Annotated in this window: 17 protein-coding genes and 2 pseudogenes; 6 read left to right on the forward strand and 13 right to left on the reverse strand. The window is 59.4% G+C overall.

Features of this window, described 5'->3' with window-relative positions:
• The 11 genes and pseudogenes from EN824_RS15890 to EN824_RS15940 form a co-directional block, all read right to left on the reverse strand.
• Positions 1-711: pseudogene (locus EN824_RS15890) on the reverse strand (hypothetical protein); the annotation flags it as partial.
• A gap of 162 nt (positions 712-873) precedes the next feature.
• A complete protein-coding gene (locus EN824_RS15895; RefSeq protein WP_245520990.1) occupies positions 874-2,379 on the reverse strand; it encodes a lipopolysaccharide biosynthesis protein in 1,506 nt (501 codons plus the stop codon).
• Positions 2,380-2,565: 186 nt separating this feature from the next.
• On the reverse strand, positions 2,566-3,444 hold the full coding sequence (locus EN824_RS15900; RefSeq protein WP_135932482.1) for a sulfotransferase: 879 nt from the start codon (positions 3,442-3,444) through the stop codon (positions 2,566-2,568).
• A 68-nt stretch (positions 3,445-3,512) separates the two neighbouring features.
• The gene (locus tag EN824_RS15905; RefSeq protein ID WP_135918083.1) at positions 3,513-4,829 is read right to left on the reverse strand and encodes an HlyD family type I secretion periplasmic adaptor subunit; all 1,317 of its coding nucleotides are present in this window, start codon (positions 4,827-4,829) and stop codon (positions 3,513-3,515) included.
• Between the two features lie 30 nt (positions 4,830-4,859).
• Complete coding sequence (locus tag EN824_RS15910; RefSeq protein WP_245520991.1) at positions 4,860-7,055, reverse strand: type I secretion system permease/ATPase; 2,196 nt, start codon at positions 7,053-7,055, stop codon at positions 4,860-4,862.
• A gap of 129 nt (positions 7,056-7,184) precedes the next feature.
• Positions 7,185-8,537 (reverse strand): polysaccharide biosynthesis/export family protein, encoded by a 1,353-nt coding sequence (locus EN824_RS15915; RefSeq protein ID WP_245520992.1) that lies wholly within the window; start codon positions 8,535-8,537, stop codon positions 7,185-7,187.
• Between the two features lie 125 nt (positions 8,538-8,662).
• A complete protein-coding gene (locus EN824_RS15920; RefSeq protein WP_135932483.1) occupies positions 8,663-9,883 on the reverse strand; it encodes a glycosyltransferase in 1,221 nt (406 codons plus the stop codon).
• 60 nt (positions 9,884-9,943) lie between these two features.
• Positions 9,944-10,387, reverse strand: a complete 444-nt coding sequence (locus tag EN824_RS15925) for a GFA family protein (protein WP_127276025.1) — start codon at positions 10,385-10,387, stop codon at positions 9,944-9,946.
• Between the two features lie 259 nt (positions 10,388-10,646).
• Positions 10,647-12,452: a hypothetical protein gene (locus EN824_RS15930; protein ID WP_245520993.1), complete on the reverse strand. Its 1,806-nt coding sequence runs from the start codon at positions 12,450-12,452 to the stop codon at positions 10,647-10,649.
• Between the two features lie 196 nt (positions 12,453-12,648).
• Positions 12,649-13,203, reverse strand: a complete 555-nt coding sequence (locus EN824_RS15935) for a transcription termination/antitermination NusG family protein (protein WP_127276026.1) — start codon at positions 13,201-13,203, stop codon at positions 12,649-12,651.
• Positions 13,204-13,217: 14 nt separating this feature from the next.
• On the reverse strand, positions 13,218-15,314 hold the full coding sequence (locus EN824_RS15940) for a polysaccharide biosynthesis tyrosine autokinase (protein WP_127276027.1): 2,097 nt from the start codon (positions 15,312-15,314) through the stop codon (positions 13,218-13,220).
• 421 nt (positions 15,315-15,735) lie between these two features.
• Between EN824_RS15940 and EN824_RS15945 the strand changes: the two genes are divergently transcribed.
• The 4 genes and pseudogenes from EN824_RS15945 to EN824_RS15955 all read left to right on the forward strand — a co-directional run bounded on the left by EN824_RS15945 (position 15,736) and on the right by EN824_RS15955 (position 18,959).
• On the forward strand, positions 15,736-16,323 hold the full coding sequence (locus EN824_RS15945) for a hypothetical protein (protein WP_127276028.1): 588 nt from the start codon (positions 15,736-15,738) through the stop codon (positions 16,321-16,323).
• A 407-nt stretch (positions 16,324-16,730) separates the two neighbouring features.
• A complete protein-coding gene (locus tag EN824_RS15950) occupies positions 16,731-17,357 on the forward strand; it encodes a Crp/Fnr family transcriptional regulator (protein ID WP_189522182.1) in 627 nt (208 codons plus the stop codon).
• Between the two features lie 156 nt (positions 17,358-17,513).
• Positions 17,514-17,969, forward strand: a pseudogene (locus EN824_RS35965) (IS630 family transposase); the annotation flags it as partial.
• 552 nt (positions 17,970-18,521) lie between these two features.
• Positions 18,522-18,959 carry a hypothetical protein gene (locus tag EN824_RS15955; RefSeq protein ID WP_135867762.1) on the forward strand — a complete coding sequence of 146 codons (438 nt, stop codon included), beginning with the start codon at positions 18,522-18,524 and terminating at the stop codon, positions 18,957-18,959.
• A gap of 347 nt (positions 18,960-19,306) precedes the next feature.
• Here the strand turns inward: EN824_RS15955 and EN824_RS15960 are convergent, their stop codons facing one another.
• Entirely contained in the window at positions 19,307-20,647 is a 1,341-nt protein-coding gene (locus EN824_RS15960) for a calcium-binding protein (RefSeq protein ID WP_127276480.1), read from the reverse strand.
• 523 nt (positions 20,648-21,170) lie between these two features.
• Positions 21,171-22,091: a LysR substrate-binding domain-containing protein gene (locus EN824_RS15965; protein WP_127873507.1), complete on the reverse strand. Its 921-nt coding sequence runs from the start codon at positions 22,089-22,091 to the stop codon at positions 21,171-21,173.
• Between the two features lie 122 nt (positions 22,092-22,213).
• On the opposite strand from EN824_RS15965, the gene EN824_RS15970 reads away from it, so the two are divergent.
• The gene (locus EN824_RS15970) at positions 22,214-23,254 is read left to right on the forward strand and encodes an aromatic ring-hydroxylating dioxygenase subunit alpha (protein ID WP_127276478.1); all 1,041 of its coding nucleotides are present in this window, start codon (positions 22,214-22,216) and stop codon (positions 23,252-23,254) included.
• The gene (locus EN824_RS15975) at positions 23,251-24,378 is read left to right on the forward strand and encodes a 2Fe-2S iron-sulfur cluster-binding protein (protein ID WP_135932484.1); all 1,128 of its coding nucleotides are present in this window, start codon (positions 23,251-23,253) and stop codon (positions 24,376-24,378) included. The genes EN824_RS15970 and EN824_RS15975 overlap by 4 nt, the downstream gene beginning before the upstream one ends.
• The last annotated feature ends 6 nt before the right edge of the window (positions 24,379-24,384 follow it).

The following is a 24,384-nucleotide window of genomic DNA, read 5'->3' on the forward strand; positions in this document are numbered from 1 at the left end:
CTTCACCTCATTGGCCTGGAACTGGATATAGGCGCTGGTGATGATCGCGCCCTTCGGGAGGTCGATGCTGGTGAAGCGGAGGCCGACCGTCTGGCGGGTGCTGCCGTCATAGCCCAGTTCCAGATCGTCGACATTGCCCGATATCGTACCGGAGCCCTTCTCCTCGACATCGTCGCCGGCGGTCGCCACCCTTGTCTCGAAGATCGGGTCGATCGCGCTAGAGCTGGCGGCGAGAAGGCTGCTGGTTGTGACCGCTGCGCGTGTCGAGACCGTGCCGATGTCGGCGACTGCCTCAGGGGTGGTGGCGATGTAGGTGACATGGCTGTCGGCAGGGCCCATTTCCGCATCGTGCCACAAGTCGAGAAAGCTGCTGTCGGGATGAATGCCAAGTCCGGCTGCCGTCTCGGTGAGGCCGGTCAGTTTCAATCCGCCATCGCCCCCCAAAGTCGGCGTGACCCCATCTGCGGTGCTAAGATCCAGCTTGTTCGCGGCTGGATCCAAGCTGGTAGTGCGACTACCACTGCCGGTTTCGGCAGCCAGCCCGTCGCCGATATCGGAGAGCACCCGAGCCGTTTCGTTGCCGATCGCTCTTCCGCTCGGCTGGGTCCAATTGTCGTCGGTCAGCCAGTCGTCATTGATGCCGGAGTCAGTGCCGGATTCCGTCATCAAGAGCTTCGCGTCATTCCAGGGAAGCCCAGCGAGTTTTACCACGTCGAATCTCCTCTGCACATTTCTCGATTAAATCGGAATCTCGACGTGCCCGACCCGGGGGCTGTTGCGACCCCAGATCGAGCATGGCGATGGGTAACGTTGGACATGAAAGCCGTCGCCCGAAATCCATGGCCGTGCGGTCAAGCGTTGAATTCTACGGGATCAGTCAGTTACCTTCCTCATCCTTGGCCAGGCGGGCGCAACGGCCGCGAGCAAGCGCAGCAGTGATAGCCCGTCCCGCCCAAGGAACAGCGACGGCAGGATCCAGCACAGCAGCAAGCCCCCGGCAGATGCCAGCAATGCCGTATCGATAAGCAGGGGAAGGGGAGATAGACGGAACTCGCGTAGCCATTCCACGAGCCCCCATACGCCGGTTCCGACCACGCCCGCGAGTGCCAGACCGGGTACGTGGGCCATAAGGAAGTCTCCCCAGGTCATGCCGGTCACGCGAAGGCTCAACTGTGCCATCAGGAAGAAGTTGATCCCGAAAGCCGCGCCGACGCCGAACGCCACGCCTTCTATGCCCCAGAGTTGCCCTATGAGGGAGCCGGCGAAGACGCCGACGGTGAAAACCGCCTGGCGCCAGGCGCGCGCGTAGACAGTCCCTGTTGCGCGCGAGACGGAATCGCTCAGCTTGTAGCTCGTGCGGAACAGCATGCTGAACGCCAGGATCTGGAGCGGGGCGACGACCGCTACCCATCCCCGCCCGAGAATGACGGCAACCAACTCCGGCGCGACGATGGCCACGACCACACTGGCCGGCAGGACAAGCAGGGCGCACCCCGCGACTGCGCTGCGATAGGCACGAGCAAGCCGCGCGGGCTGCTCCTGGACCAGCGCCATGGTTGGGAACAGCACCCGATCAAGAACCTGACCGACGATGACCGCGGGCGTCGTCATCAACTGTGACGACAGGCCGTACAGGCCAAGCGCATCAGCGCCGAGCCAGCGGCCCACGACAAGCCTGTCCGCCTGGGTGGCGAGGTAATTGAAGACCCGGGCGATGGTAAAACCGCTTCCGAAATAGAGCAGTTCGACGATGGCGCGCCGCTCCAGCAAAGGCCGCATCGGATGCGGCTGGCCGGCGAGCAGCACGACCATGCGGATGAATTGCTGGATCAGGAGCGCGCCGACAAGCGCCCAGATGCCCAAGCCGAGCCATGCCAGAATCGGACCGGCAACGACGTAACCCAAGGCAAAGGCGCTGGCGTCGACCAACGCCAGCCAGCGGAACCGCAGCGCGCGCTGGGCCGCGGCCAATGCCACCATGGAAGCGCCTTGGAAAAGGAACACGAAGCAGATAGCACGAACGACCGGAGCCAGATCGGCGAGGCGAAGCAGCCCGGCAATTGCCGGTGCCATCGCCCAGACCAACGCGGACACAGCGAGGCCGAGGAGGCATGACAAAGTGAAGCCGACCCGAAGATGTCGCTCGTCCAGCACCGGCCGCTGGACGATCGCGGGGGTAATGCCAAGTCCCTGGAAGATCGCCGAAAACTTGATGACGATCAGCGCTGCGGAGTAGAGGCCGAACTCATTGGGCGAGAGCAGCCGAGCCAGGATGAGAAGGGCGACAAGCTCCGCAACCGCAAGGGCACCCATGGACAGGGACGTCCAGAACATGCCCACGACACTTTGTTTTGCTAGCCCGCGCTGGTTGTTGCTCACGCCTCTCTCCAATCGCCTCGGCCGACCCAAACAGGCGGCCACTGCGTCCTTGCCGGATCCGCCGAGTGACACGATTACGTTGGATGATGCGCAGCCACGCGCCCGCGCCTGCGCGAAGTTATGATCGCATGGGTCATGAAGGGTCCTCCGCTGCGGTGCCGTCCGCCCGCGCCCAGCGCGCCTTACCTATCGAAGGAGCGAGGGGATCTCGTAGCGATAGAACTCCATCTCGTCCCGGACCTCCGGTATGATCGCCGTTAGATCCTTCCTTTCGAGACGGAGCCACTTCTGCTGGCGGCCGGGATCGATCATCTCCTTGGCCGTTCGGACGATATCGTCGGTGCAGTTCAGCCCGCAATGTTCAAAGATGCGGCGCAAAACCAACTCGGGATCCTGTATCAAATCCTCGTAGCGAAAAGACAGCACGCGGCCGTCGCCCAGCTTGGCGAGATCTTCTCGGGCCTTTCGATTGCCGCGCGCCCACTGGCGCGCGATAACCGTCAATTTCTCATTCTCCTTCAAATCTCGCTCTATCCCGTTGTAACGCGGTCCATAGATCGATGTGTATTTCCTTCCCAATACCCTTTTCGTGACCACCTGTTTTATAATATCTTTTGCGTAATAGTGAATTTGCGTTACCGGAGTGATCTTCAAAAGGCGTATTAAACCTTTGAGAGACTTTGCTCTCTGCCACTTAAGCTCCATCGAGCTTATGTACGAAAATGGATTTCTCGTAATATAGAGAAATATAGCCTCCGGAAAAATCTCGTGGACAAACGGCACGCGCAAGACATTGGCAGGGGTATTTTCCATGATCTGTCGGCCTCCGTGCCGCGACTGATATTCGAGGAACCTGCCGCGAATGTAACGTGCGACCCTTTTGGTCGCATCGGTTTCGCCAAATTCATCATGACGCCGCGCAGGATCGGCATATAGCCACAATGTTTTTGGCTCGTACCAGGTAACGATGTCGGGATGCAGCCCAATCAATTTTTGTGCAATTGTGGTCCCCGACCGATAGTTGCCGATCAGAAAAATCGGAGGTTTCAGCTCTGTTGCTGCCATGACAAGTCTCCGTCGCTAAAAGGTTAGCCGGGGTCGCGCCGATCCGCGCGACAAGCGTCGCCGCGCGGCTATTGGTCTCTGAACGCACGCATCATCTGGTCCGTCAAAGGCTTCATCAGGTAGGAGAGCATCTTGCGGTCACCAGTCCGTATGAACGCTTCCACCGGCATGCCGGGAATGAGCGAGGCAGGGCCAAGTTTCGTCAAATCCTTCGGGTCCGGGGTGATGCGGACTACGTAGTAGACTTCATTGGTGTGCTGATCGCGCGTTACGTCGGCCGCAATCATGGACACCACGCCTTCCGTTTCGGGCGTAGTGCGGACGTTGAAGGCGGTGAAGCGAAGAAGTGCGCGTTGGCCGACCAAGATCTGATCGATGTCCTGCGGAGCGGCCTTCACCTCGACCGTGAGAGTGTCGGTGTCGGGAACGATCAGCATTATCGGCTCGCCCGCACTGATCACGCCGCCCACGGTATGGATTGAAGATTGATGGACCGTGCCGCTGGAGGGAGCGCGAATATCGATGCGTGACAGCTGGTCCTCGGCGGTGACTTTTCGTTCCTCGAATTCGGCGATCTTGGCGTCGACATCGCGCAGTTCGCTGCCAGTCTCGCTGGAGAACTCCTTGTCCAGCTGAAGGATCTGGAGCTCAACTTCGGCGATGGCGCCTTTTGCCTGCGCCATGCTTGACACAAGCTGAGACCTTTCACCCTCGATGCGTGTTGCCTCGCGTTCATATTCCGTCAGCTTCGACTTGAGTGTGAGCTTCTTGTCGACAAGGCTGCGGATATCGACGAGTTCATCGTTGATCAACTCGATCTCCTTGCTCTTTGCCGATTCCTGAGCCGAGTAACCTTCGATCTGCTTTCCGAACTGCTCGATGCGTTCGCGCAAGCGCGCCTTGTTGCCAAAAACCTCGGTTCGACGAAGTTCGAAAAGTCGTTGTTCGCTAGCCACGGTGCTGGCAATCTCCGGGTTGTTCATTCGCGTGGCAAGCATCGGAGCAAGTGTCATCCGCCCGCTGCCGTCACGCTCCGCCTCGAGCCGGGACTTTCGCGCGTAGAGCTCATCCAGATTCTTTGTCACGTAAGCCAGGCTGGCACGCGGGATAGTGTCGCTAAGCTGGACCAAGATATCCCCGGCCCGGACACGGTCGCCATCGCGCACGAGAATCTTGCCGACCACGCCACCCGTCGGGTGTTGCACCTTCTTTTCGCTGTTCTCGACGACCACCCAGCCATGCGAAATGATGGCTCCCGAAATGTCCGCTGTCCCGGCCCAGACTCCCATTCCGCCGAGGAGCAGTGCGACGACAGTCATCCCACCGAGCAGATTGCGGCGAATGGATCGCCGGTTTGAAAGCGATCGGTTCAAGACAGGAGCCATGATTGCCTGTTTCCCATGTGCCGCAAGTCGTCAATTCGGCAGTCGAGGCGAGGTTGAAACCGGCTGCAGGTCCGCTGTATTGGCCTGTGACATCGGAAAGAGCTTGGACAGAACGGACTGCTTCGTTCCAAACATGTGCATCCGCCCTTCCTTCATCATCAGCACGAAATCCACAGTGGTGAGAATGTTCGGACGGTGCGCGACGATCGCCACGATGCCGCGGCGCGCCTTGATTGCGAGGATCGCCTCGGCGAGCGCCCTTTCGCCTTCCATGTCGAGATTGGAGTTGGGCTCGTCGAGGACGACCATGAACGGATTTCCATAGAGTGCCCGTGCCAAGGCAACGCGCTGGCGCTGTCCGGCTGACAGCGCGGTCCCGCCCTCTCCGATCTGCGTCTCGTAGCCATTCGGAAAACCGATGATTAGCTGATGGACGCCCGCCGCGCGGGCGGCGGCGACGATGGCCTGCGGGTCCGATCCAGGATCGAAGCGGGCGATGTTGGCGGCAACCGTTCCCGCGAACAGTTCGACGTCCTGCGGAAGGTAACCTATGTGGCGGCCAAGACGCTCCGACGACCACTGATCGAGCGCGGCACCATCAAGCTTGATACGCCCCGCCAGCGGTCGCCATGCGCCTACCAGCCCACGAGCCAGGCTGGATTTGCCGGAGCCACTTGGTCCGATGATGCCAAGCACCGAGCCGGCGTCCAGGCTGAAGTCCACACCTCGCACGATGATCCGTTGCACGCCTGGTGCACCGATCGTGATGTTCTCTATCGTCAAGTTCGAACCGGGCACCGGAAGTGCCATCGGCTGCGCGTCTTGCGGCAATCGGGCGAGCAACTGGCTCAGCCTGCTCCAGCTCTGGCGTGCGGCCACGAAGCTGCGCCAATGGGCGATGGCAAGATCGACAGGCGCAAGCGCACGGCCCGCGAGGATGGAGCCGGCGATGATGATCCCGGACGTCGCCTCGCCCTGGATCACCAGCCAGGCCCCTATACCAAGCATTGCCGACTGGAGCATCAGCCGCAAGGCGCGGGCGAAGCTGCCGAAGCCGCCTACGATATCGCTGACATGCTGCTGTTGCGTGAGATATTCGCGGCTCGCCTCCCGCCAATGGTCGTGTAGGCGGCTGCCCATTCCCATTGCCGCGAGGACCTCCGCGTTGCGGCGACTGGCTTCGGCTAAGCCGTTGCGCTTCACGCCCGTCGAAACCGCGGCGCCCATTGGTTTGCGCGTGAAGACCTCGGTCGCCGCCGTCAGCGCCACCAACACGATTGCACCGCAAATTGCCGCAATTCCGAGGGTCGGATGAAGGCTCCATATGATTGCCAGATAAAAGGGCATCCACGGAAAGTCGAAGAGTGTGCTTGGCCCCGGGCTCGACAGAAACACGCGGATGTTGTCGAGATCGCGTTGCGGCTGCAGCCCATCGCCCTGGTGGCCGATGTACAAGGGCAGCCTTGACACGGCTGTGAATACGCGTCCCCCGACCGTTTCGTCCAGTTCTCCACCGATCCTGGTCATAATGCGGCTGCGCACGAGATCGATGACCGCCTGCCCGACAAACAGAACGCCGGCCAATATCGCCATGGCTACCAGAGTCGGAACGCTGCGGCTTGGCAGTACGCGATCGTAGACCTGCAACATGAACATCGCTCCGGTCAGCATGAGGATGTTGCTCACGCCGCTAAAAACCGCGACTCCCGCGAATGCTGCCTTGCAGGAACGCAACGCACAGGCCAGTTCCGAACCAGGCGCCGGCTGGATGTCTCTTGCCGAGGGGCTGGCGCCGGCGTTCGTGGACGCGCTTGGCAAGCCGCCCCTTCGCCTTGCCTTGCGGGCGGCTGCGAGCAGCAGCAAGCCCACCGCCGCGAACGCCAGCCAAACCGGAAGAGCGTCTGGACCAGCCAGCAAGACCAGTGGATCGGAGAAGTATCCCCGGTCCACCACGAAATCGGTCCACGGTCGCGGCAGCCAGTTCCGGCCGAGATCAACGTGGCGCTGCAGAAATGCAACTCCCGCAAGCGCAAGAGCGAGGAGGAGCAGGATTGCACCTGGAATGCGCGATCGGATGATGGCGCGGCGGCGCGGGGCGTAACGCACCGTCGTCTTGCGGCGCGCCGTTGCACGGAGGAGATTGAGCCGCCTCTGCTCCGCTTTGGCGTGGGAATTCGCCCGGCGGAAGCGATTTCCCACCACTGTCAGTGCTGGCCCAAGGCTCATGTCAAACCTCTGAGGTGCCAAGGTCGGACTATCTCAGGCCGTTCAAGGCACAACGAACCCAAGAGCGTTGCGAAGCAACGATCGCGGCCCTGAAGCAAAGCTTTGCTCGAGGAAGTGGGCATATTCGTGCTATTGGCCGACAATGCTCGGCTGGAGGCCCTCCGCATTTGGGCTCCCCATTGTTCCGGAAGTGTCCGGCGCGTAGAACCCTTTGTTGGCCACGATCGAAACCTCGATGACATCGCCAGCTAGAACTTCCGTATTTTCATTGGCGATGATGTCGTGGGCGACTTTCCGGTCGCGCCTGAAGATCGAGATCTTCACGGAGCCTTGCAAGTCGTCGAAGGTCCGCTGTTCGCCATATGTAAATATAAAGAGAAGCTTGTCGGCGACATACCTAATTTGGCTTTGAATTTTCCCCAGCTCGACCTGCGTGTCTTGGGTCTGCGAGATCAAGTCCATTTCATAACTCTGCTTCTTTTTTCGAAGCTCGCTTTCAGCGGTCAGCATCGCCTGTTGCGCCTGCTCCTGCTGCAGCTCGGTCTGCGAAAGTTCGGCGCGATAGCTGGTATGTGCTCGTTCGGCCGTCAGGACATTCGAATTGGTGACCAGGCCTTTTTCCCGCAATGACCGGGCAGACTGCAGTTCCTCGAGTTGAATGTCCGCGGTCTTTTCTCGTTCCTTTCGAGTGGCAGCGACCATATCCGCTTCCTTCCTGGCCCGCTCCAACGAGACATCAAGGTAGGAAATGTCGTCCCGATATGCGGCGAGGCGGGCGTCCAACTGCGCCTGTTCGGACGCTACGATGTCGTCAATCAAGTGTCCGCCAAACTCGACAGGCGGATCGGGCGGAGCAACGAAAGATTTGTCCTGGCGGCTTTCCGCCTGGAGCCGGGCGAGCCGAACCTTTAGGCGATATTCCTCGATCGCCAGACCTGCCCGCGCGCTGCGCAGATCAGCTATTTGCAAGGCCGGCTCCGTGTTTCCCACGGCGGTAGCCCGAAAGCCACCTGCTATAGCCAGTGCATGACGAACCGTTATTCCGGGTTGAAACGGGTACGATCCGGGATGAGCCACCGTTCCGGAAATAAAGAATGGCCGGTACTGACCGATCTCCACTTTCACGAAAGGATCGAGGATGAGCTTCTGCTCCTGAAATGCACGCTGAATGGCCTTCGAAAGGACAACGGTGGTGAGGCCGCGCGCCTGAACATCGCCCAACATGGGGAGCGATATCGAACCGCGATCATCGACCACGACTTCCAGCGGATAGGATGGCTCGCCAATCACGGATACACGCAGGACGTCACCGGTGTCGAACGTATAGCCGTCCGCACGGGATGCATCTGCGGTGAGCAGAACAAAGGCAATGGCCAGACCGCCAATCATTGCGAGCGTGCGGCTGGCCGGAAAAAGCCGTCGGACCCAATCCTCCATTAGCGAAGGCCCGGAAGGAAAGTGCTGGTCTGCACGCAAACGCATCGTCGTACTCCGTTGTCTTGCCTGCGGTCAGGACCAATCGACATTCGTCGGACGGAGCGTGACAGCAAGGTAGGGTTCGAGCAGTAAGCCTTGAAAATCCGGACTCCGTCGAAGGAGAAAAGGGATCAAAATCCGGGCAGTCCTAAAGGTTGCTTGGCGAGGCCGTCGCGAATTCGCGGGTCGTTTGGCCTTCCTGCTGAAAGGGTTGACTCGAGAGCGGATTGATAGATCAGCTCGACCCTATCGCACATTGTATCCAACCCCCAGGATGCCAGGTCGGTGAGTTTCGCGCTCTCAGCCAATCGAGCGCGGTAGTGTTCATTTTGGAGAAGGTCGGCGATCGCCGCCGCCGCGGCGCCAACGTCTTCTGCCGGCGTCACAATTCCATTCACGCCATGCTTTACAACCTCTTCCACTCCCGGCAGATGCGAGACCACACTGGCTCGACCGCCCGCCAGATACTGCATCATGACGCGAGGCAGTCCTTCTCGCATCGAGGTCAGCACACACACGTCCGCCAGACTGATCAGTCGCTCGGGCTCGCTATGGTAGCCGATCATGCGAACGTTGTTTGCGTACGGGGATCGTGCAATCGCCGACTCAATAGCGGATCGCGCCGGCCCCTCGCCGGCCAAGAGCAGCCGCACGTTCGGAACTCGCTCGACGACCTGCCCAAATGCTTCAATGAACTCTATATGGCGTTTTCGCGGTTCCAGCGCGGCCAGCATCAGGATCACCGGTGGCTTAGGCTCTCCGACAGCCGTCCCCAGGAGCAGATGCGATTGCTGTGGCCATTGCGCGTTCGCGAAGCGCTTCAGATCGAAGCCGGAGTGGACGACGTGGTGCTGATCGGCGCTACCCAAATGATTGGCGATGCAAATGTCACGCATAGCCTGGCTGACATCGATGAAAGCCTGTGTACACTTCGCGGCCAGGCGTTCGGCAGCCAGGTACATCAGCCTCTGCGCATTGCCCACATGCACGAAGGGCAAAATGTGCACGCCATGTATGATGCAGGGGATATTGGCTTCCCTTGCAGCGAGGCGGCCGACGATGCCGGCCTTGCTTTGATGGGTGTGCACGATGTCAGGCCGCCAGTCGCGCATAAGGCGCGTGAGTTGGCCAAATGCAGAAATGTCACGGGATGGCGAAATCGAGTTGATGAGCCGCTCAAGAGTCTCAACCCGAACGGCTTCGGCAACTGACATCCGCAAATTCGGATCGTACTCCTCGCCGTGAACCAAACGCACTTCGTGGCCGTGCCGCGCCTGAGCGAGACAGCAGGCCAATGTGTTCTCTTCGGAACCTCCCCGAAGAAGTCGGGTGAGCACATGGAGGATTTTCATTTGCCAATACCTTAGGGGACATGAAATCCAGGGCGGCGCATTCGAGCGCAAAATCGAATTTCACGCGGCCGCATCGACGTCCGACAGCGACCGCGGCGCCGGCACTTCTGCGCTGTTCGCCGCTGGCCGGTCATGCTTGAACTGTTCGGCGCCGGGCAAGGCATGGAGCCAGGTCTCGCGTCTTGAGGTCCACAATTCATATTCGGGCACGAGATCGGTCGGCACGACGTCGAGGCTGCCGATCATCACCTCAGCCTCATTGTCGTCGACCCGGGCGACGCGGCCGCCGCAGGTCTGGCAGAAGCTGCGCGTGCCGTAGGAGCTGACGAGGCCCGTCTTTTCGAAGGCCTCGCGCGGCCAGATGGCAAAGGCCGAATAGGTCGAGCCGCCGGCCTTGCGGCAATCCTTGCAATGGCAAAGACCAATGCGGAGCGGCGGACCGCGGACCGAGAACTGCACGCCGCCGCACAGGCAACTGCCGGTCCTGCGTATGGTTTCGGACATGGCAACCTCCGTCATTGCGTGCTGTTGTGGGCCGGATGGGACAGGTGCTCGCCCCGAAACGGAGCCATATTCACTCGTTCAAGTCAGAGCCCCGTGCCGATCGTGGGATGAAACAGGCTCTATCGGCGCGCCGCTATCGAGCGCGAGCGTTCGGCGGCTTTCCCACGCCTCGCAGGGAACACCTGTCGTTTCGCGATGGCGGAAGGCCGCGCATCGGGGTCTGTTTGGATACTGGCCGATGAGCTGCCCGCCCTGCCTCTCACAAAGACAGCCAGATATGCCTGAACAGTTCCCGTCCGACCGCCTCGATGCCAGCGCTTGCGTCAACGGTTCGGATGTTCTTATCCTTGGCTCGCAACTCCGCCATCAGCGATAGCCGCGCGTCGAAGGCTTCTTTCCTGATTTCTCCCGGCTTTCGCTGCTCGGAGACGGCAAAATCTGAAACCAGGTGCAAAGTGAGGTGTGGCCGGCATTGTGCCATCTTTTGATAGAGCCTTTGCTCGAGGCGAGCGAGAACTGACAGGCCTGGGACGGAGAAGAGGTGCGGTGGGATGGTCGGCCCGTCCAGATATCCGGTACACAGCGCCTGCGGCCACCTGTCACAAATGACGATCAGGCCGCGCGTAGCCCATCGATGCGCACGTTTCACGACAGCGTATCGCTCAAACGCGATCAAAACTGCCCAGAATGCCAGCGCGGTAGCGGCGAGTCCTCCCTTCGACCAATTTCGGCTGACGGAGCTGTTGCCACCATCGTGCTGGGCCAACGACTTTAGGCGGCGTCTGTAGGGAAAAACCAGAGTCTGCAACGCCTTGCGGAGCCACCACCCATTGCCGTCTCCGATTCCGACATAGGCTTGCGCACACCCGAATTTCCATCGAAATATCCGTGTCAGCCGATCAGCTTGAGTGCTCTTTCCCATGCCATCAGGACCGACGAGCGCCACTACAAAGCCACCAGCCGCAGGCCGTCTCTTTGGTGGGAATGTGCCGGGCATCAGGCGCTGAAGGACCCTCAACGCCAGATATGAGGTCTTGCGGGCCAGGTGAACAACGGCATCGGCGATCCCGTAACCTCCTGCAAAACCGCAGGCTTCACGGATTGAACGCCGGAGCCTGGCAAGATCCCTGCGGTTTGCCATCAAACCGTCGACGCTTTGCAGAAACCTGCAGCTCGCCAGTCTGCTGCCGCCAAGCGTGTATTCCGCGACATCCAGGCCTTGCTGGCCTGACGGCAGTGGCGGGCGCGCAAACTGGTCCCTCCAATCACCACCAACGGTGATCCACTGTCGCCAAGGCAATGCCCAGGTCCGGAAGGCGAAGCGGGCAATGGCTATTCGAATCTCGTCCTCGGGGGAGACGACCGGAATAGACACCCCATCCACACAAATTGACTCCCATCGTGTAATCGCCGCATAGTCGAATACCGGATATCGCTTGCGGAATTCCCAGCCGACACGGATCCCGATATGCATGTCGAGATGGAGATAGCGGCCATTTGGAAAGTCAGGCAGGAACCAGTCCTCCCGGCCGGCACAGACATTGTCGTAGCAAGACAGGCTGACGCCGCGACAACCGTGCAGCTTGCTCACGATCGAACAGAAGACCGGGTAGTCGTGCTTGTCCAAAAGGAGATCCAGATCGTCGCGGCCCGCAAGTCCGCTTTGCAGGGACGCGAGATCCTGAATTATTCCGTACTTCAGGCCGCTCTCATTGAATGCTCGAAACAGTTCGGTGGCGGTCGGAAGGGCCGGGACTGTTTCGAGGGGCAGCAAGGCGGCGCTTGCGTCGGTTTGAGAAACACCGACATCTGCTTTGTTGATCGACGGGCTCGCCCCAACCGGCCTGGCTGGCGCTGGAACGTTCACCCCCGGCGTCAACGCTTCGACCACCATGCTTGCCTTGGCTTTTGGAACCCAGCGCCGATATTGTTGCGGCTGCAGGCCGTCCCTAGGCTCTCCAGGATCCGCCGGACAGTAGCTTCCGGGTTTGGATTTACGTGAAGGTTGCAAGGGGTTCCCCTGGTTGATCGCGTCGAGCGTCATTCGCTCATCGTCGCCGGTCATCGTATCGGCAGCCTATTGGCGCTGATTTCGTTGAGACGCAGCCCCCGATGTTTTCGATGCCGGGCTGCAGCCTCGGACGTCGCCTTGCAAGCTGCCGCATCGAGGGTGAATTGGGTGGCCAACTCATCCTTCCTTCGCCGGATAGTTTCGGCATCGTCCGAGCAAAATATATTATACGAGAAATAACGGATAGAATTCAGGATATAATCGAAAGTTTATCTCGGTCGATCGTGATTTGAATAGAACGGTTCATTATATCAAGAAGAATTTTTACCGCTCCAGCACTTCCGACGTGATCAAGAACGCCAAGCTGCTCCGAAAACGGCCCGTCTATGACTCTAACTCTTTGACCTGGCCTCAATAAGATATCGGGGTGCAAAATTCCGTCCTCGTCGGTTGCGGCTATCAAGGACTCGATCACACCGTATGGTGCCGGGACCGGCATTCCTTTGCTCATGACAAGTTTTCGCACGCCGACGGTCGAGTTGATCGGGTACCAACTCTGCTGAGCAGCCAGCGAGACGAACAGATAGCAGTCGAAATACGCACTTGCGACGTTTCTGACAATGCGAGCGTGGCGAACGGTTCGCCTTCGCTTGGGCAGGTATGTTCGGAAGTTCTGCGATAGCAGGTGCCGCTCCGCCAAGCTCTCGGAATGTTGGTGCGTCTGGATCACGTACCAACGCGTAGGGTCCCCCCCGTAAGTTTTTCCTACCGGGAAGCGATCCTGGTATAATTCAGCGTGCTGCATGGCGAAATATTTCTCTAGTTGAGATAGTAACTGTCAGAAACACTACTTTCGATGGACGTGTAGCGGCCATATTTTGGCAACTTTGGTTCGTCCACCATTGTCAAGGCGATGCCGGCAATCTTCGACCGACCGCCAAGGTGGCGAATCCCTTCTGCAACGGCCTCGCGCGAAGTTTCGCGCCACTTCACGACAAAGAGGACCTTGTCGACATACCGCGCCAGGATCGTGGCGTCGGCCGCGGCTCCAACAGGTGGTGCGTCAATGATCACCGTGTCGAACTTTCCGCGAAGCTCTTCGAAAACCGAGCGCATCCGCGCCGAAGCAAGAAGGGCAGGCGGGTTCCGGGTCCTTGCGCCGGCAGGGAGTAGGGATATCCCCGAGCGTTCGTCCCGATGAATTGCGTTTGCTGCCTTGACCGGCAATGTCAGAAGGTCGACCAGCCCGACCTTGTCTACCATGCCGAAGAAGGCCGTGGTGGCCGAAAGCCGCAAGTCCGCATCGACGACCAGAACCCGTTCGCCGTCGGCCGCTGCGGAGCAGGCCAAGCTCAATACCAAGGTTGTCTTTCCTTCGCCGGGCATCGCCGATGTCACCAGCATAAGGCGCGGCAAGCGGGCCTGTTCGGGCGTCGCATCGATGCCCAGGCGGAGCCGCCGCACGGCTTCGCTAAACCTGGATAGTGGTCTGCGCTCGAGATAGGCCACAGGTTGGGCTTGGGAATGGGCGTCTCTCGACCAGCCCGCCATCCGTGGGATGGATGCAAGAACCGGAACGGACAGCTCTTCCTCTATCTGCTTCTTTGCCATGAAGCCGGAAGCGAAAAGTTCACGAAGAACTGCCCCTGCCCCCCCGACGAAGAAGCCGAGCACAAGTCCCAACGCCGCGAATAGAGGCCTGTTTGGAAAGCTTGGCGAACCCGGAACAACCGCATCGGTTATCACGCGTACGCCGCTGTTCAGCAGGGTAGACTTCTCCTCGGTGAGCTTGGCGCGTGAAAGGAATGTCTCAAACAGCTCCTTGTTCGCGGCGGCAATCCTTTCTAGGTCGCGCAACTGCACGCCAACCTGACCTTCGACTTCGGATCGGTTGGATACCGAATTCAAGGCTCGGCTGAGAGAAGCTTCCCGGGCCTCGGCAGCGTCCACTTCATTCTTCAGATTGCCGATGAGACGCTGGACTTCGGCGGTAATCTGCCCCTCGATGTCGCGGCGCTCGGCTTGCGCCGCCAGGACATCCGGATGCCGATCGCCGTATTTCAATTTGAGGTCGGCTTCCCGCCGTGTCACTCCAGCGATCTGGGCCCGAAGCGCGCTGATAACTACGGACTGCAAGACGTCCGGCATCGACTGGATGTCGCCTCCGCTGGTCAGCAATTTGTCAACTTGTTGATATTGCGCCCGTTTCTCCGACAATTCGGCGCGTGCAGTAATTAATGCGACATTCAATTCAGACAGCTGCTGGTCAGTCAAACTGCCTGCTGGCGTCGCCAATAGATTGTGATCGATCCGAAACTTCTGGACGGCTTGTTCCGAAAGGCTCAATTCCGCTCGCAGAGATGTGGCCCGCTCGCTGAGCCATGTGGACGCTTTCTTGGCCCCTTCGTAGCGGGACCTTACTCGATCAGCGAGGTAGGCCTGGGAGATTGCGTTCGCCAGCGATGCTGCTTTCCCCGGGTCATAGGCGGTCACCGAGATCTCGATAACATCCGCCAATCCAACGCGCGAAACTCCAAGGGCGTTCTGTAGCCATATTAATGCCCCCGGTCCGATCTTTGGGTCTTCCGTCAGCTTTTCACTGTCGACCACCTTCTGAAGGAGCGAGGTGGATCTCAGGACCGCAATCTGACTTTCGATAAATGTTGAATTGTCGGCAAAATCAGAATTCGAATAATCCTGCGGAGTCATATAGTCTATCGGGGCGTCAAGTAACACTTGTGCGACGCCCGTGTAGGATGGTGGAAGGAGATAGGCGGCGGCGACAAATGCGGCGAAGGTGAGCGCAGCAATGCTGCACACCAGCTTCCAGCGGCGGAGAAAGAAATCAAGAATCTCCCGCACGTCGAGCGGCAGTAATTCTCTGGTCATGGTCGGACTGTCAATTGAACTTGCCATTTCCGAATCCTTGCAATCAACAGCACAACTCCCGCCCCTCCAGCGTCGGCTGAATTTGCTTCACTTCAAAGTAGTTCGGGCAGTTGCGTGTAAGCGCTCAGAGCGCGTGAAATGTAAGGGTTCGCGTCCCGCCATCCGGCATGTGCAGTCGCTCTTTTCCCGCCCACCGAGCGATCGCGTCGCCGGTCAGTTGGAAACATAACAGCTTCGCGGATATCCCCGCCATTACCATTATTGAGTAGTAAATCGGCTAAAGGTTGATCTGGTCTACCCGACAAGCCTTCCAGACCTTTAGGATGTCGCCGGGACCATAGATCGCGCTTCCGCAAGGTCTAAGGCGCCGCAGCGTCCAGGGCGCGCAGGAGAGCCTGCACTTCCTGACGACAACAAAGCAGCCGGCCGTGTCTTGCTTGAGGTTGATATGGATATTCTCAGCGAAATCGTTCCGGGGTTTTTAGATTGGGTGATCAACAGACCGGCAGCCATTCTTATGCTGTCCGCAACCTGGCCGTTGATGCTTCCTATGAAGAAAGACAGGTTGCTGGGCTATGGAGCTCCTGCCGTTTTTATTGGGGCTGGTACTTTAATTGTGTTCGGCATCGAAACTCCCGTAGGAGCAGTCATTGTCGTACTTGCCTACAGTTTGCTGGTTTCAGTCGCCCTGTTTTCCACCCGCAGGCGTCTTAGCCAAATCGAGGATCGTCTTGCATCGGTCATATCCGCAATCGATGACCTGGAAGTTGCCGAGGAAAGACGGCAGACTTACAATGCCAGGCGTCCCTCGCGGCTTTACCCGCGCCGAAAACCGGCAGCCAGCACAATGGAGCAAGTCGTTACAGCAGGTGCAACGGAGAGTCCCGGAAGCACGGCGCAGGCGATCCCCAGTCCGCCTTGGCAAGAGTTGCAACCGCCCGATCCGCCAGTGGGATCCGCGCTTCCGGCATCAACGCGACCAGCAGGACCCGACGTGCTTTCTGAAGGGCATCGAACGCGGCTGCTTTCAAGTTGAGCAGCTCTGCTTGACGAGGGTTTTCAACCAAAGAAGGGACGTGAAAGTAGCCGTGATGGTCCGCCGGCGCGCAGCAGCCAAAGGACAAGTTCGACTGCCGGCGTTGAATGCCGGCAGGCCACGGGAACTTGCTGAAGCCCATGCAGTAAAGTGGGCTGAGAACCTTCTGCATGGTGCAAGTACCCCCAAGGTGGTAGGGTAGCATCCCATGGCGGTAGGCCGCGACGCCGTTTGGATGAAAAGATAGGCGGAACGTTTGTGTAATTAATGGGTTGAAGCTGCAGATTGATCGGAGGGACGATCGCGGAGTGGGGTAATCAAGACAAATGGGCTTATCAAAGCAGGCTCTTGAATTGGAGAGGCGACCCGCGCTTGCCGACGCGAGTTGGGAAAGGACAATCTCAGTATTGCCGGGGGCTTTGCGCCGCCTCTATCCGGCGAACACCACGATTGCACGCGAGCATCAGGCCAAATCCTCCATCCTGGTTATGACTGCGGGTTGGGCGGCATTCGGCAAAACGTTGCGGAATGGCTCGCGTCTCATCGTTGATTTCGCGCTTCCTCACGAAATTGCCTTGATCGAGTTCTCCGGCGAAGGGGGCGAGACGGCAACTGCGCTCTCCGATGTAACCGCGATCGAGCTGACCGGTCCTGTCCATACTTGTTTTTCGCGCTACCCGCAGTCCATTTGCGAGGCTATCCTGCTGGCTGAGGTAAGGCGGTACGCAAGGGTTGCGGAACATCTGGCAGGAGTCAGCAGACGGGGACCTGTCGAACGCACGGCGCATCTTCTTCTCGAACTGGGCTGCCGGGCACATCGATCGCCAACGAGTTATCCGGACCGCTTTGAATGCCCGCTGACCCAAGCCGAGATGGCCGACGCGTTGGGGCTTTCGGCTGTGCATGTAAGTCGCGTGTTGAAGGATTTGCGGGAAAGTGGACTGGCTTCATTCCGCAATGGTGTGGTCGAGTTGCATGACCACGCGGAACTTATAAAAACGGCCGGATTTGATCGGTCTTACATTTCGAGCTGACATCAAGCTTAGTTCTGGTCTCAACCGCAACTGGCGCTTCCTCGCGGGTATGTGCTTCGGTGCCCCGGACTCTCTTGCTAGAGCGGGATGGAGTCGTGAGATTCGCAAATCACCTTTGCTCTGATTCAACATTCATACTGGAGGAGGCCAGTCGGGATGGCAGGATATTCGATGGATTTTCGCGGGCGGGTTGTTGCCGCGGTCAAGATGGAAGGGCTGTCGCGGCGCCGCCACGGCGCGCTTTGGCGTCAGCTACAGCGGGGCCATAGCGTGGCTAATAGCGTGTCGAAGAGACTGGCAGTGCGGCGCCTCGCCAGGTCCGCGGCTACAAACCGAAGAAACTCTCGGGAGTGTGGCCCAACAGCTTGATCGAGCGCTTTCACGACCGGGCTTCACCTTGCGCGGCCTTGTGGCCGAGCCGGTCTGAAGGTCGACTACCGATTGGTATGGGAGTTCGTGCATGCCGAGAAGCTCACTCACAAAAAAGACGCTGATCGCCAACGGACAGGATCGCCCCGATGTCGCACGACGGCGGCTGCAGTGGATGAAATATCGGGGCCGGATCGATCCACGCGACGGGTCTTCATTGATGAGACCTGGACCAAGACCAACAGTCGCCGCTCAGGGGCTGGGCGCTGGCGGCCCAGCGCATCGAGGCCAAAGCGAACGTCGCCGCTAACCAAAGCGTAGGCAAAATGGCCGGTGCGGCGGGCAGCCCTCCGGGGACGTGAGGACCGCACCGGCCACTGCGGCGGGCTTAAGTACGCACCCGCACCGGTCAATTTACAGGGGACATTAGGTAATGCGCAATTAATCCTATCGGTGGTGCCAGTGTAGCGCCGATGTCAGGATTGTCCGGTCGTTGGCCGGTAAGGGAAAAATGCGCTCTTAAGCAACGGCTGTTACTTGAAGTTGGTTTTCGTCTTCCGCTTCGCCGATACCTTCTTGATTTAACCGGCCTTGCTGGCGAGACCACTTTGTCTTTGCTATCGCCGGTTCGTGGCGGCTTTTGGCGAGCCGGAGCTTTTCGAGAACCAGATCGTCCTGATGTTACTCGCTATCTAGTTCTTTTGCCTTCTAATTTCATCCAAGTAGTGGAATGGACCGAACGTCATAGGAGGTTGTAGCGTTCTTTTTTTGGACACGATGGCTCGGGGATGTCGTATGACGATATTATTAGAAATCAAAGATTTATTGGAGGTCACGGCGTACCGGCTAACCATCAGGACGCTCGACCACGCCTATAACATCGACCTGACAAATGCTTGCACGCCTGCGGAGCGGGAAAAGGCCGAGTACCGACATTATTGGGAAACGTTATTATATTATGAACAGATTGCGGAGATAAAAACCCGGCGACTGATCCGGAAGGCGGAGCGTCTTAATCTCCCGGTTGGCTACGCGGACGACAACAGTCCAATGTGGAGAAAATCGTCTCAGCTTGACAGCTGGATACTGACGCCACTTGGTTGCTCTGAAGTCCAAAATATGATCCGTCAAGAATGCAAAGACCGCCGAGAGCGCGCCACGACCTGGACAAGCGTGATCATCGGCCCACTCGGCCGGCTAGTATCTGGTTGGCTGGTTGCGCGCGAGCACTAGTCGCGCACGCTTCTTAGCCGACGTCCACCCTCGGTCCGGATAATCGCCTTCGGTTGCGAATTGGAACTCGCCAGGTCTCCCCTTTGCCAAAGGAGAGCAAGGGTGGTTGTGGCTCGGGGTGCCTCGATCGTCGCATCGACAGCTAGGATCTCCTCGTCGCAGACAGGGCTGCATGGGAGCGCCTGGTCGAAGCCTATCCCAAGCCGATTTCCAAAGAGTCGTAACCTCTGTGCAGAGCTACTAGATCGGCGCTATCCGTCGCTATTTTTGATCGCTGTTAGTGGCAACTGGAACACCAGCGGTGACGCGCTCGCGCTTCGTAGTGCCATGTGCGATCGCATGGGCGATCAAATGATGTACACGTCATGATAGGTCAGGGCCGCCCCGGCCTGTAGGTGGGCGATTTCCACCTGAGGGGCCGATCTCGAGCCATCGGGGTCATAGTACAGGATGCCCGTGGTCCGGTCGTAGAGCAGGTAGTCGTTATGGCTGGTGGCGTGTTCGCGCAACTCGAAATACGACGAGTTCACCTGCGTCGGGCTGGACAAGGAACCGGGGCCGAGGCTGGTGAAGACGGCATTGTCGAGATAGAGCGCGTCGTCCGCTGCGTGGAAGTCCGGGAGCCTATCGACATTGCCAGGGCCATAGGCCGTGTCAAACACGAAGGTGTCCTTGCCGGCGCCTCCGTGGAGCACGTCGTTGCCACCTCGGCCCCACAGTATGTCGTTACCAGCCAGGGCATCATAGTTATCGGCCGCGCCAGTGCCGACAAAAGTGTCGTTCCCGGTAGTTCCCTTGGTCGGGTCGGTCGGCGGTGTCGGTGGCTGGTCGATCCCGTCATGGGCCGCATGCCAGACCGCCTTGGCATTGGCCCAGTAATCGCGGGCCGCCTGGCCTTGAAGGACCGTCCAGCCGGCGGGCGGCATTGGATAATCGGACGGCAGCGGCGTGTCAGAGAGGTTGAGGTAGTAATTGCCGTGCGACTCGACCGTCTTGTCCCAGGCGTGCTGCAGCCGCCCCATGCCGTTGTGGTGCACGTCGGTGATCGCCACCACGCAGTCGATGAAGTGCAGGCTTGGCGAGATATCGTTAGCGCCTGTGCCGTTGTCGAGTTTGAACGGCGAGCCGTGGGTCATCTCGCCTTTGCGAAGGTATTCTTTCATGCCCAGAAGCATGCCATCCATGATGACCGTGTTGTTATGCCCATTCACTTCACCGTCACCAAGGCTCACTCCGGAAAACACGTTGTCAAACAGGGAATCCTTGATCGTGCCACTGATGACGTCATCGTCCTCGACCGCGTCGTCTCGGGAGTAGCCGACATAGCTGTCCTCGATGACGAAGTGGCCAGTGCCGCCGACACGAATGCCATCCCAGGGCTGGGTAACCGTCCAATCGTCGATGACAAAGTTGTGGGCTGAATTTATACGGACTGCGGCGGAGTTGACGTAAATGTTCTCCCAGTCGCCGGTTTGGGAGACGGTGCCGTTGATCGTGCCGCCAAAAACCAGGAGGTTGTCGCCGGGGTCGACGATCGAGAAGGGATAGCGGTTGATGGGGCTTCCCTGATTGGCGACGATCCACGAGGCGTCGGTGGCATCGATAGTGGTGTCGGCGGGCAGGCCGGATGCCTTATACTGGGTGTAGCCATAATCGCCGCTTAAGACAATGGTACTTGCCTGGGCCATGGTTGGCCACCTTTCACACCCCCGCCCTTTCCGCCAAGTGCCTGAAGCCGGAAAGGCCTCCATTCATCAGAACGCCCGTCAGCGGTATCGTGCAAATCACAAAATGTAACAGGTCCCGCACGGTGGCTCGTGCCGGAGAGGCGTCTGAAACCCGCCCCGGTCACGTTGCTCGAATGGTTGCGTTACAACGTCGAGTAGGCGACGGCTTGCGCCAGCGAAAGGCTAACACTGGTGACATCCCAGTTGTCACGCGATCGCGGAAGCCAACCGGCCATGCCAGCAGACTGTTAGGCCCGCGGCACCTGCATCAGGATGACGGTCCCGACGAAAGCAGAGTAGAGGGCTAGGTTCAATCAACCAGCGGGTGGTTCTGCTCGTCGTCGCCCGGCTCGGGCTGGCGTGATTGAGGATCGATCGCCCGAGCGCATCTCGATCACGCGATACCGCCTGCAGTCCGGCATGTCAGCGATCAATGACCTAATAAGGACAAAGACAATCAAGTGGGAGTGAACAGTTGAGGACATCAGCTAGCCATTAAAGCTGCGCCCATCCGCTTGGAATTCGACACGATCCACGCGCGCAGTTCCGGGCCGAAGGGCTTTTCCAGAGCTGCACGGTCCCAGGCAAGGAAATAGGCCTGAGACAATTTGAGCCGTTGATTGAAAGGTACGATGAGGCGGCCGGATGCGATATCCTCGGCAGCCATTGATAGCTGCGCCAGCACAACGCCTCTTCCGTTCGTCGCGGCATCGATAGCGGCGCTCGACAAGGAGAAGGCGACTTCACCTGAAGCCTTTTGGTACATCGCTCCGATGCTTGCTGCCCATTCCGTCCAACTGGGCGGTGAGCGGTGGTCGCGAGCCCATTCGATGCTGAGGAGTGGCAGGTCGAGAATGTCGGCGGGTTTGCGCACCGGGTGCCTTGCCAGCAGCGCCGGTGAGCATGCCGGCACCACCCAATCCGTGAACAGTTCGATATAGTGGTTGAAATCGCGATACTTCTCGCCGTACGAAATGCGGAAGTCGACCCCTTCAGTATCCAATCGGGGTTCCGTCTCCGCGCCGACCAGACGTACCGTCGCGCCCGGGTGTGCAATCTGCCAATCCAGCAATTGCGGGCCGATCCATTTGCTGGCCAGCGATGGCAGGCAGGAGATTGTCAGCGTGTTCGCGGACTGGGCGCGATCGATGATGTCTTGAGCCGCACGAATCTGGTCGAATCCGCGGGAAACCGCCGCGTGATACACGCGTCCCAGCGCTGTGAGGGCGACGCTTCTGCCGCGCCGTTCCAGCAGCCTGACCTCGAGGGCCTCTTCCGCTTTGCGTATCTGCTGACTGACCGCGCCAACGGAGACGCCAAGCTCGGTCGCGGCCGCCGTCATACTGCCGCGTCTGCCGAAGGCCTCGAAGGCCTGTATCGCACGCAGCGGCGGCGTCTTGTTCACCTGGGCAAGGATCCTGGGGTCATCTTGATTTAGTTTTTCTAAAATAGAACGCAGATGCAAGCCCTATGTCGTCCAGGATCCGCAAGATATTCGTTTGGGGGTTCACAAGCTGGGAGGACGCCATGTTTCTTCGAAACTGCTGGTACGTTGCCGCGTGGGACCATGAGGTCGCCGACCGGCTGGTGCCGACCCGGATTCTTGGCGAGGATATCGTCCTCTACCGCCGGACCGATGGCGTGGTAGCGGCGCTCGAAGACGCCTGTCCGCATCGCAAGCTGCCGCTGTCCATGGGTCGCATAAAGGGCGACACGGTCGAGTGCGGCTATCACGGCCTGACCTTCGACAGCACGGGGACCTGCACGCGGGTGCCGGGCGCGGAAAAGATACCCCATGTCGCCTGCGTCCGTTCCTATCCGATTGCCGAGCGCTACGGCTTGCTCTGGATCTGGATGGGCGAGGCGGCAAAGGCCGATCCCGACCTGATTTTCGCTGTCGATCACTGGGGCGACCCGGCATGGGGCGTCAACCGCGGCGAATCGATGGCGCTCGATTGCAACTATCTCTACATGACCGACAACCTGCTCGACCCCTCGCATGTGTCCTGGGTCCATCAGTCCTCCTTCGGTGGTGTCCAGGCCATGGAGGATGCGCCGCTCGAAACCACCGTGGGCGAAGACGGCGTAACGGTATGGCGCTGGGTGGTCGATGCCGCACCGGCGCCCTTCTATGCACCCTTCCTCAAATTCTCCGGCAATTGCGACCGCAAGCAGCACTACGAGGTGCGCTACCCGTCCAACGCGATCATCAAGGCGATCTTCGTACCGGCACGCACCGGCGGCGAAGGCAAGCCGCTGCACGAGGACGTGTTCCTCATGGACAGTTACAATTTCATGACGCCTGTCGATGAGAACCAGACGAAATATTACTGGTTCCAGATGCGCAATTTCGCTCCCGACGATCTGGAGGTGTCGCGCCGGTTCGCCACCTCCGTGCGCGGCGCTTTCGACGAGGACCGCACCGTGCTCAACGCGGTGCACAAGGGCATGGCCAACAAGCGCACGCCCAATCTCGATCTCAAGATCGATGTCGGGCCGCTGCGTTTTCGCCGCAACCTGGCCAAGCTGATCGCCAGCGAGAGCCAGCAATTGGCGGCCGCCGAATGAACGCATTCACCGCTCGCGACACCATCGCAAGAAGCGGGTTTCGCGACCTGAGGGTGGTTGCGAAGGTGCGCGAAAGCGCCATCATCACGTCGTTCCACATGGAGCCGGTCAATCCACTGGACTGGCGCGATTTCGAGCCGGGCCAGTTCCTGGTGTTCAAGATACCCGTACCGCACGCGGCAGGCGAAAAGGGATATGTGCTGCGCAACTATAGCGTCTCCTGTTCTCCGGCCAGCAAGGGTCGCTACCGGATCAGCGTGAAGCGGGAAGCAGCATCCGCGCCTGGCCTGCCTGATGGGATAAGCTCATGCTTCCTGCATGACCGGATCGACGTCGGTGACGTCCTTCAGGCCGAAGGGCCGCGCGGCGAGTTCGTGCTCGACAAGGCGAGCAGCCGTCCAGTGGTGCTGCTCAGCGGCGGCGTTGGGCTGACGCCGATGGTGTCGATGCTGCATGCGCTGGCTTCGATGCCGGACCGCCGCATCGTCTTCGTTCACGCTTGCGAGAATGGCGACGTGCATGCCTTGCGCGACGAGGTGAGCGGCCTTGTCGCGACACGGCCCGGCCTGTCCGCCCACTACTGCTATCGGTCTCCTTCCGAACGCGACAAAGCCAAGCAGCACTTCCACAGCGAAGGCATGATTTCGCGGGACGTGCTGCAACGCCTGCTGCCGATCGACGACTATGATTTCTATCTCTGTGGTCCGCCGCCGTTCATGCAGGCGATTTACGCCATGTTGCGAGCGCTTGGCGTGCCGAAGCACCGCATTGCCTACGAATTTTTCGGCCCGTCGACGGTGCTTGAGCCTGATGCATTTCGGACCTCGGCGGTTGTTGCGCAGCCGGCAAGGATCGTGCCGACAGACGAGGCGACGACCGTGGAGTTCCGAAAATCGGGACTCAAGGCCATCTGGGACGGCTCCGCCGCATCGCTGCTCGACTTTGCCGAGGATCACGGTCTGAAACCGGAATTCAGCTGCCGGTCGGGCATCTGTGGCACATGCAAGTCGCGGCTGGTCTCGGGTGACGTCGCCTATTTCGAAGAACCGCTGGACGAGCTTGGGGCAGGCGAAGTGCTGCTGTGCTGCTCCAGGCCGAGCGGATCAATCGTCCTGGATATTTGACAAGAT

Source organism: Mesorhizobium sp. M8A.F.Ca.ET.181.01.1.1, from assembly GCF_004792025.1.
Lineage (GTDB): Bacteria > Pseudomonadota > Alphaproteobacteria > Rhizobiales > Rhizobiaceae > Mesorhizobium.

Coding starts and splice junctions, on each gene's coding strand:
- EN824_RS15975 (WP_135932484.1), top strand. CDS start 23,251: ATGAACGCATTCACCGCTCGCGACACCATCGCAAGAAGCGGGTTTCGC.
- EN824_RS15930 (WP_245520993.1), bottom strand. CDS start 12,452: ATGACCGGCGACGATGAGCGAATGACGCTCGACGCGATCAACCAGGGG.
- EN824_RS15970 (WP_127276478.1), top strand. CDS start 22,214: ATGTTTCTTCGAAACTGCTGGTACGTTGCCGCGTGGGACCATGAGGTC.
- EN824_RS15905 (WP_135918083.1), bottom strand. CDS start 4,829: ATGGCTCCTGTCTTGAACCGATCGCTTTCAAACCGGCGATCCATTCGC.
- EN824_RS15940 (WP_127276027.1), bottom strand. CDS start 15,314: ATGGCAAGTTCAATTGACAGTCCGACCATGACCAGAGAATTACTGCCG.
- EN824_RS15915 (WP_245520992.1), bottom strand. CDS start 8,537: ATGCGTTTGCGTGCAGACCAGCACTTTCCTTCCGGGCCTTCGCTAATG.
- EN824_RS15960 (WP_127276480.1), bottom strand. CDS start 20,647: ATGGCCCAGGCAAGTACCATTGTCTTAAGCGGCGATTATGGCTACACC.
- EN824_RS15920 (WP_135932483.1), bottom strand. CDS start 9,883: ATGAAAATCCTCCATGTGCTCACCCGACTTCTTCGGGGAGGTTCCGAA.
- EN824_RS15945 (WP_127276028.1), top strand. CDS start 15,736: ATGGATATTCTCAGCGAAATCGTTCCGGGGTTTTTAGATTGGGTGATC.
- EN824_RS15955 (WP_135867762.1), top strand. CDS start 18,522: ATGACGATATTATTAGAAATCAAAGATTTATTGGAGGTCACGGCGTAC.
- EN824_RS15900 (WP_135932482.1), bottom strand. CDS start 3,444: ATGGCAGCAACAGAGCTGAAACCTCCGATTTTTCTGATCGGCAACTAT.
- EN824_RS15910 (WP_245520991.1), bottom strand. CDS start 7,055: ATGAGCCTTGGGCCAGCACTGACAGTGGTGGGAAATCGCTTCCGCCGG.
- EN824_RS15935 (WP_127276026.1), bottom strand. CDS start 13,203: ATGCAGCACGCTGAATTATACCAGGATCGCTTCCCGGTAGGAAAAACT.
- EN824_RS15925 (WP_127276025.1), bottom strand. CDS start 10,387: ATGTCCGAAACCATACGCAGGACCGGCAGTTGCCTGTGCGGCGGCGTG.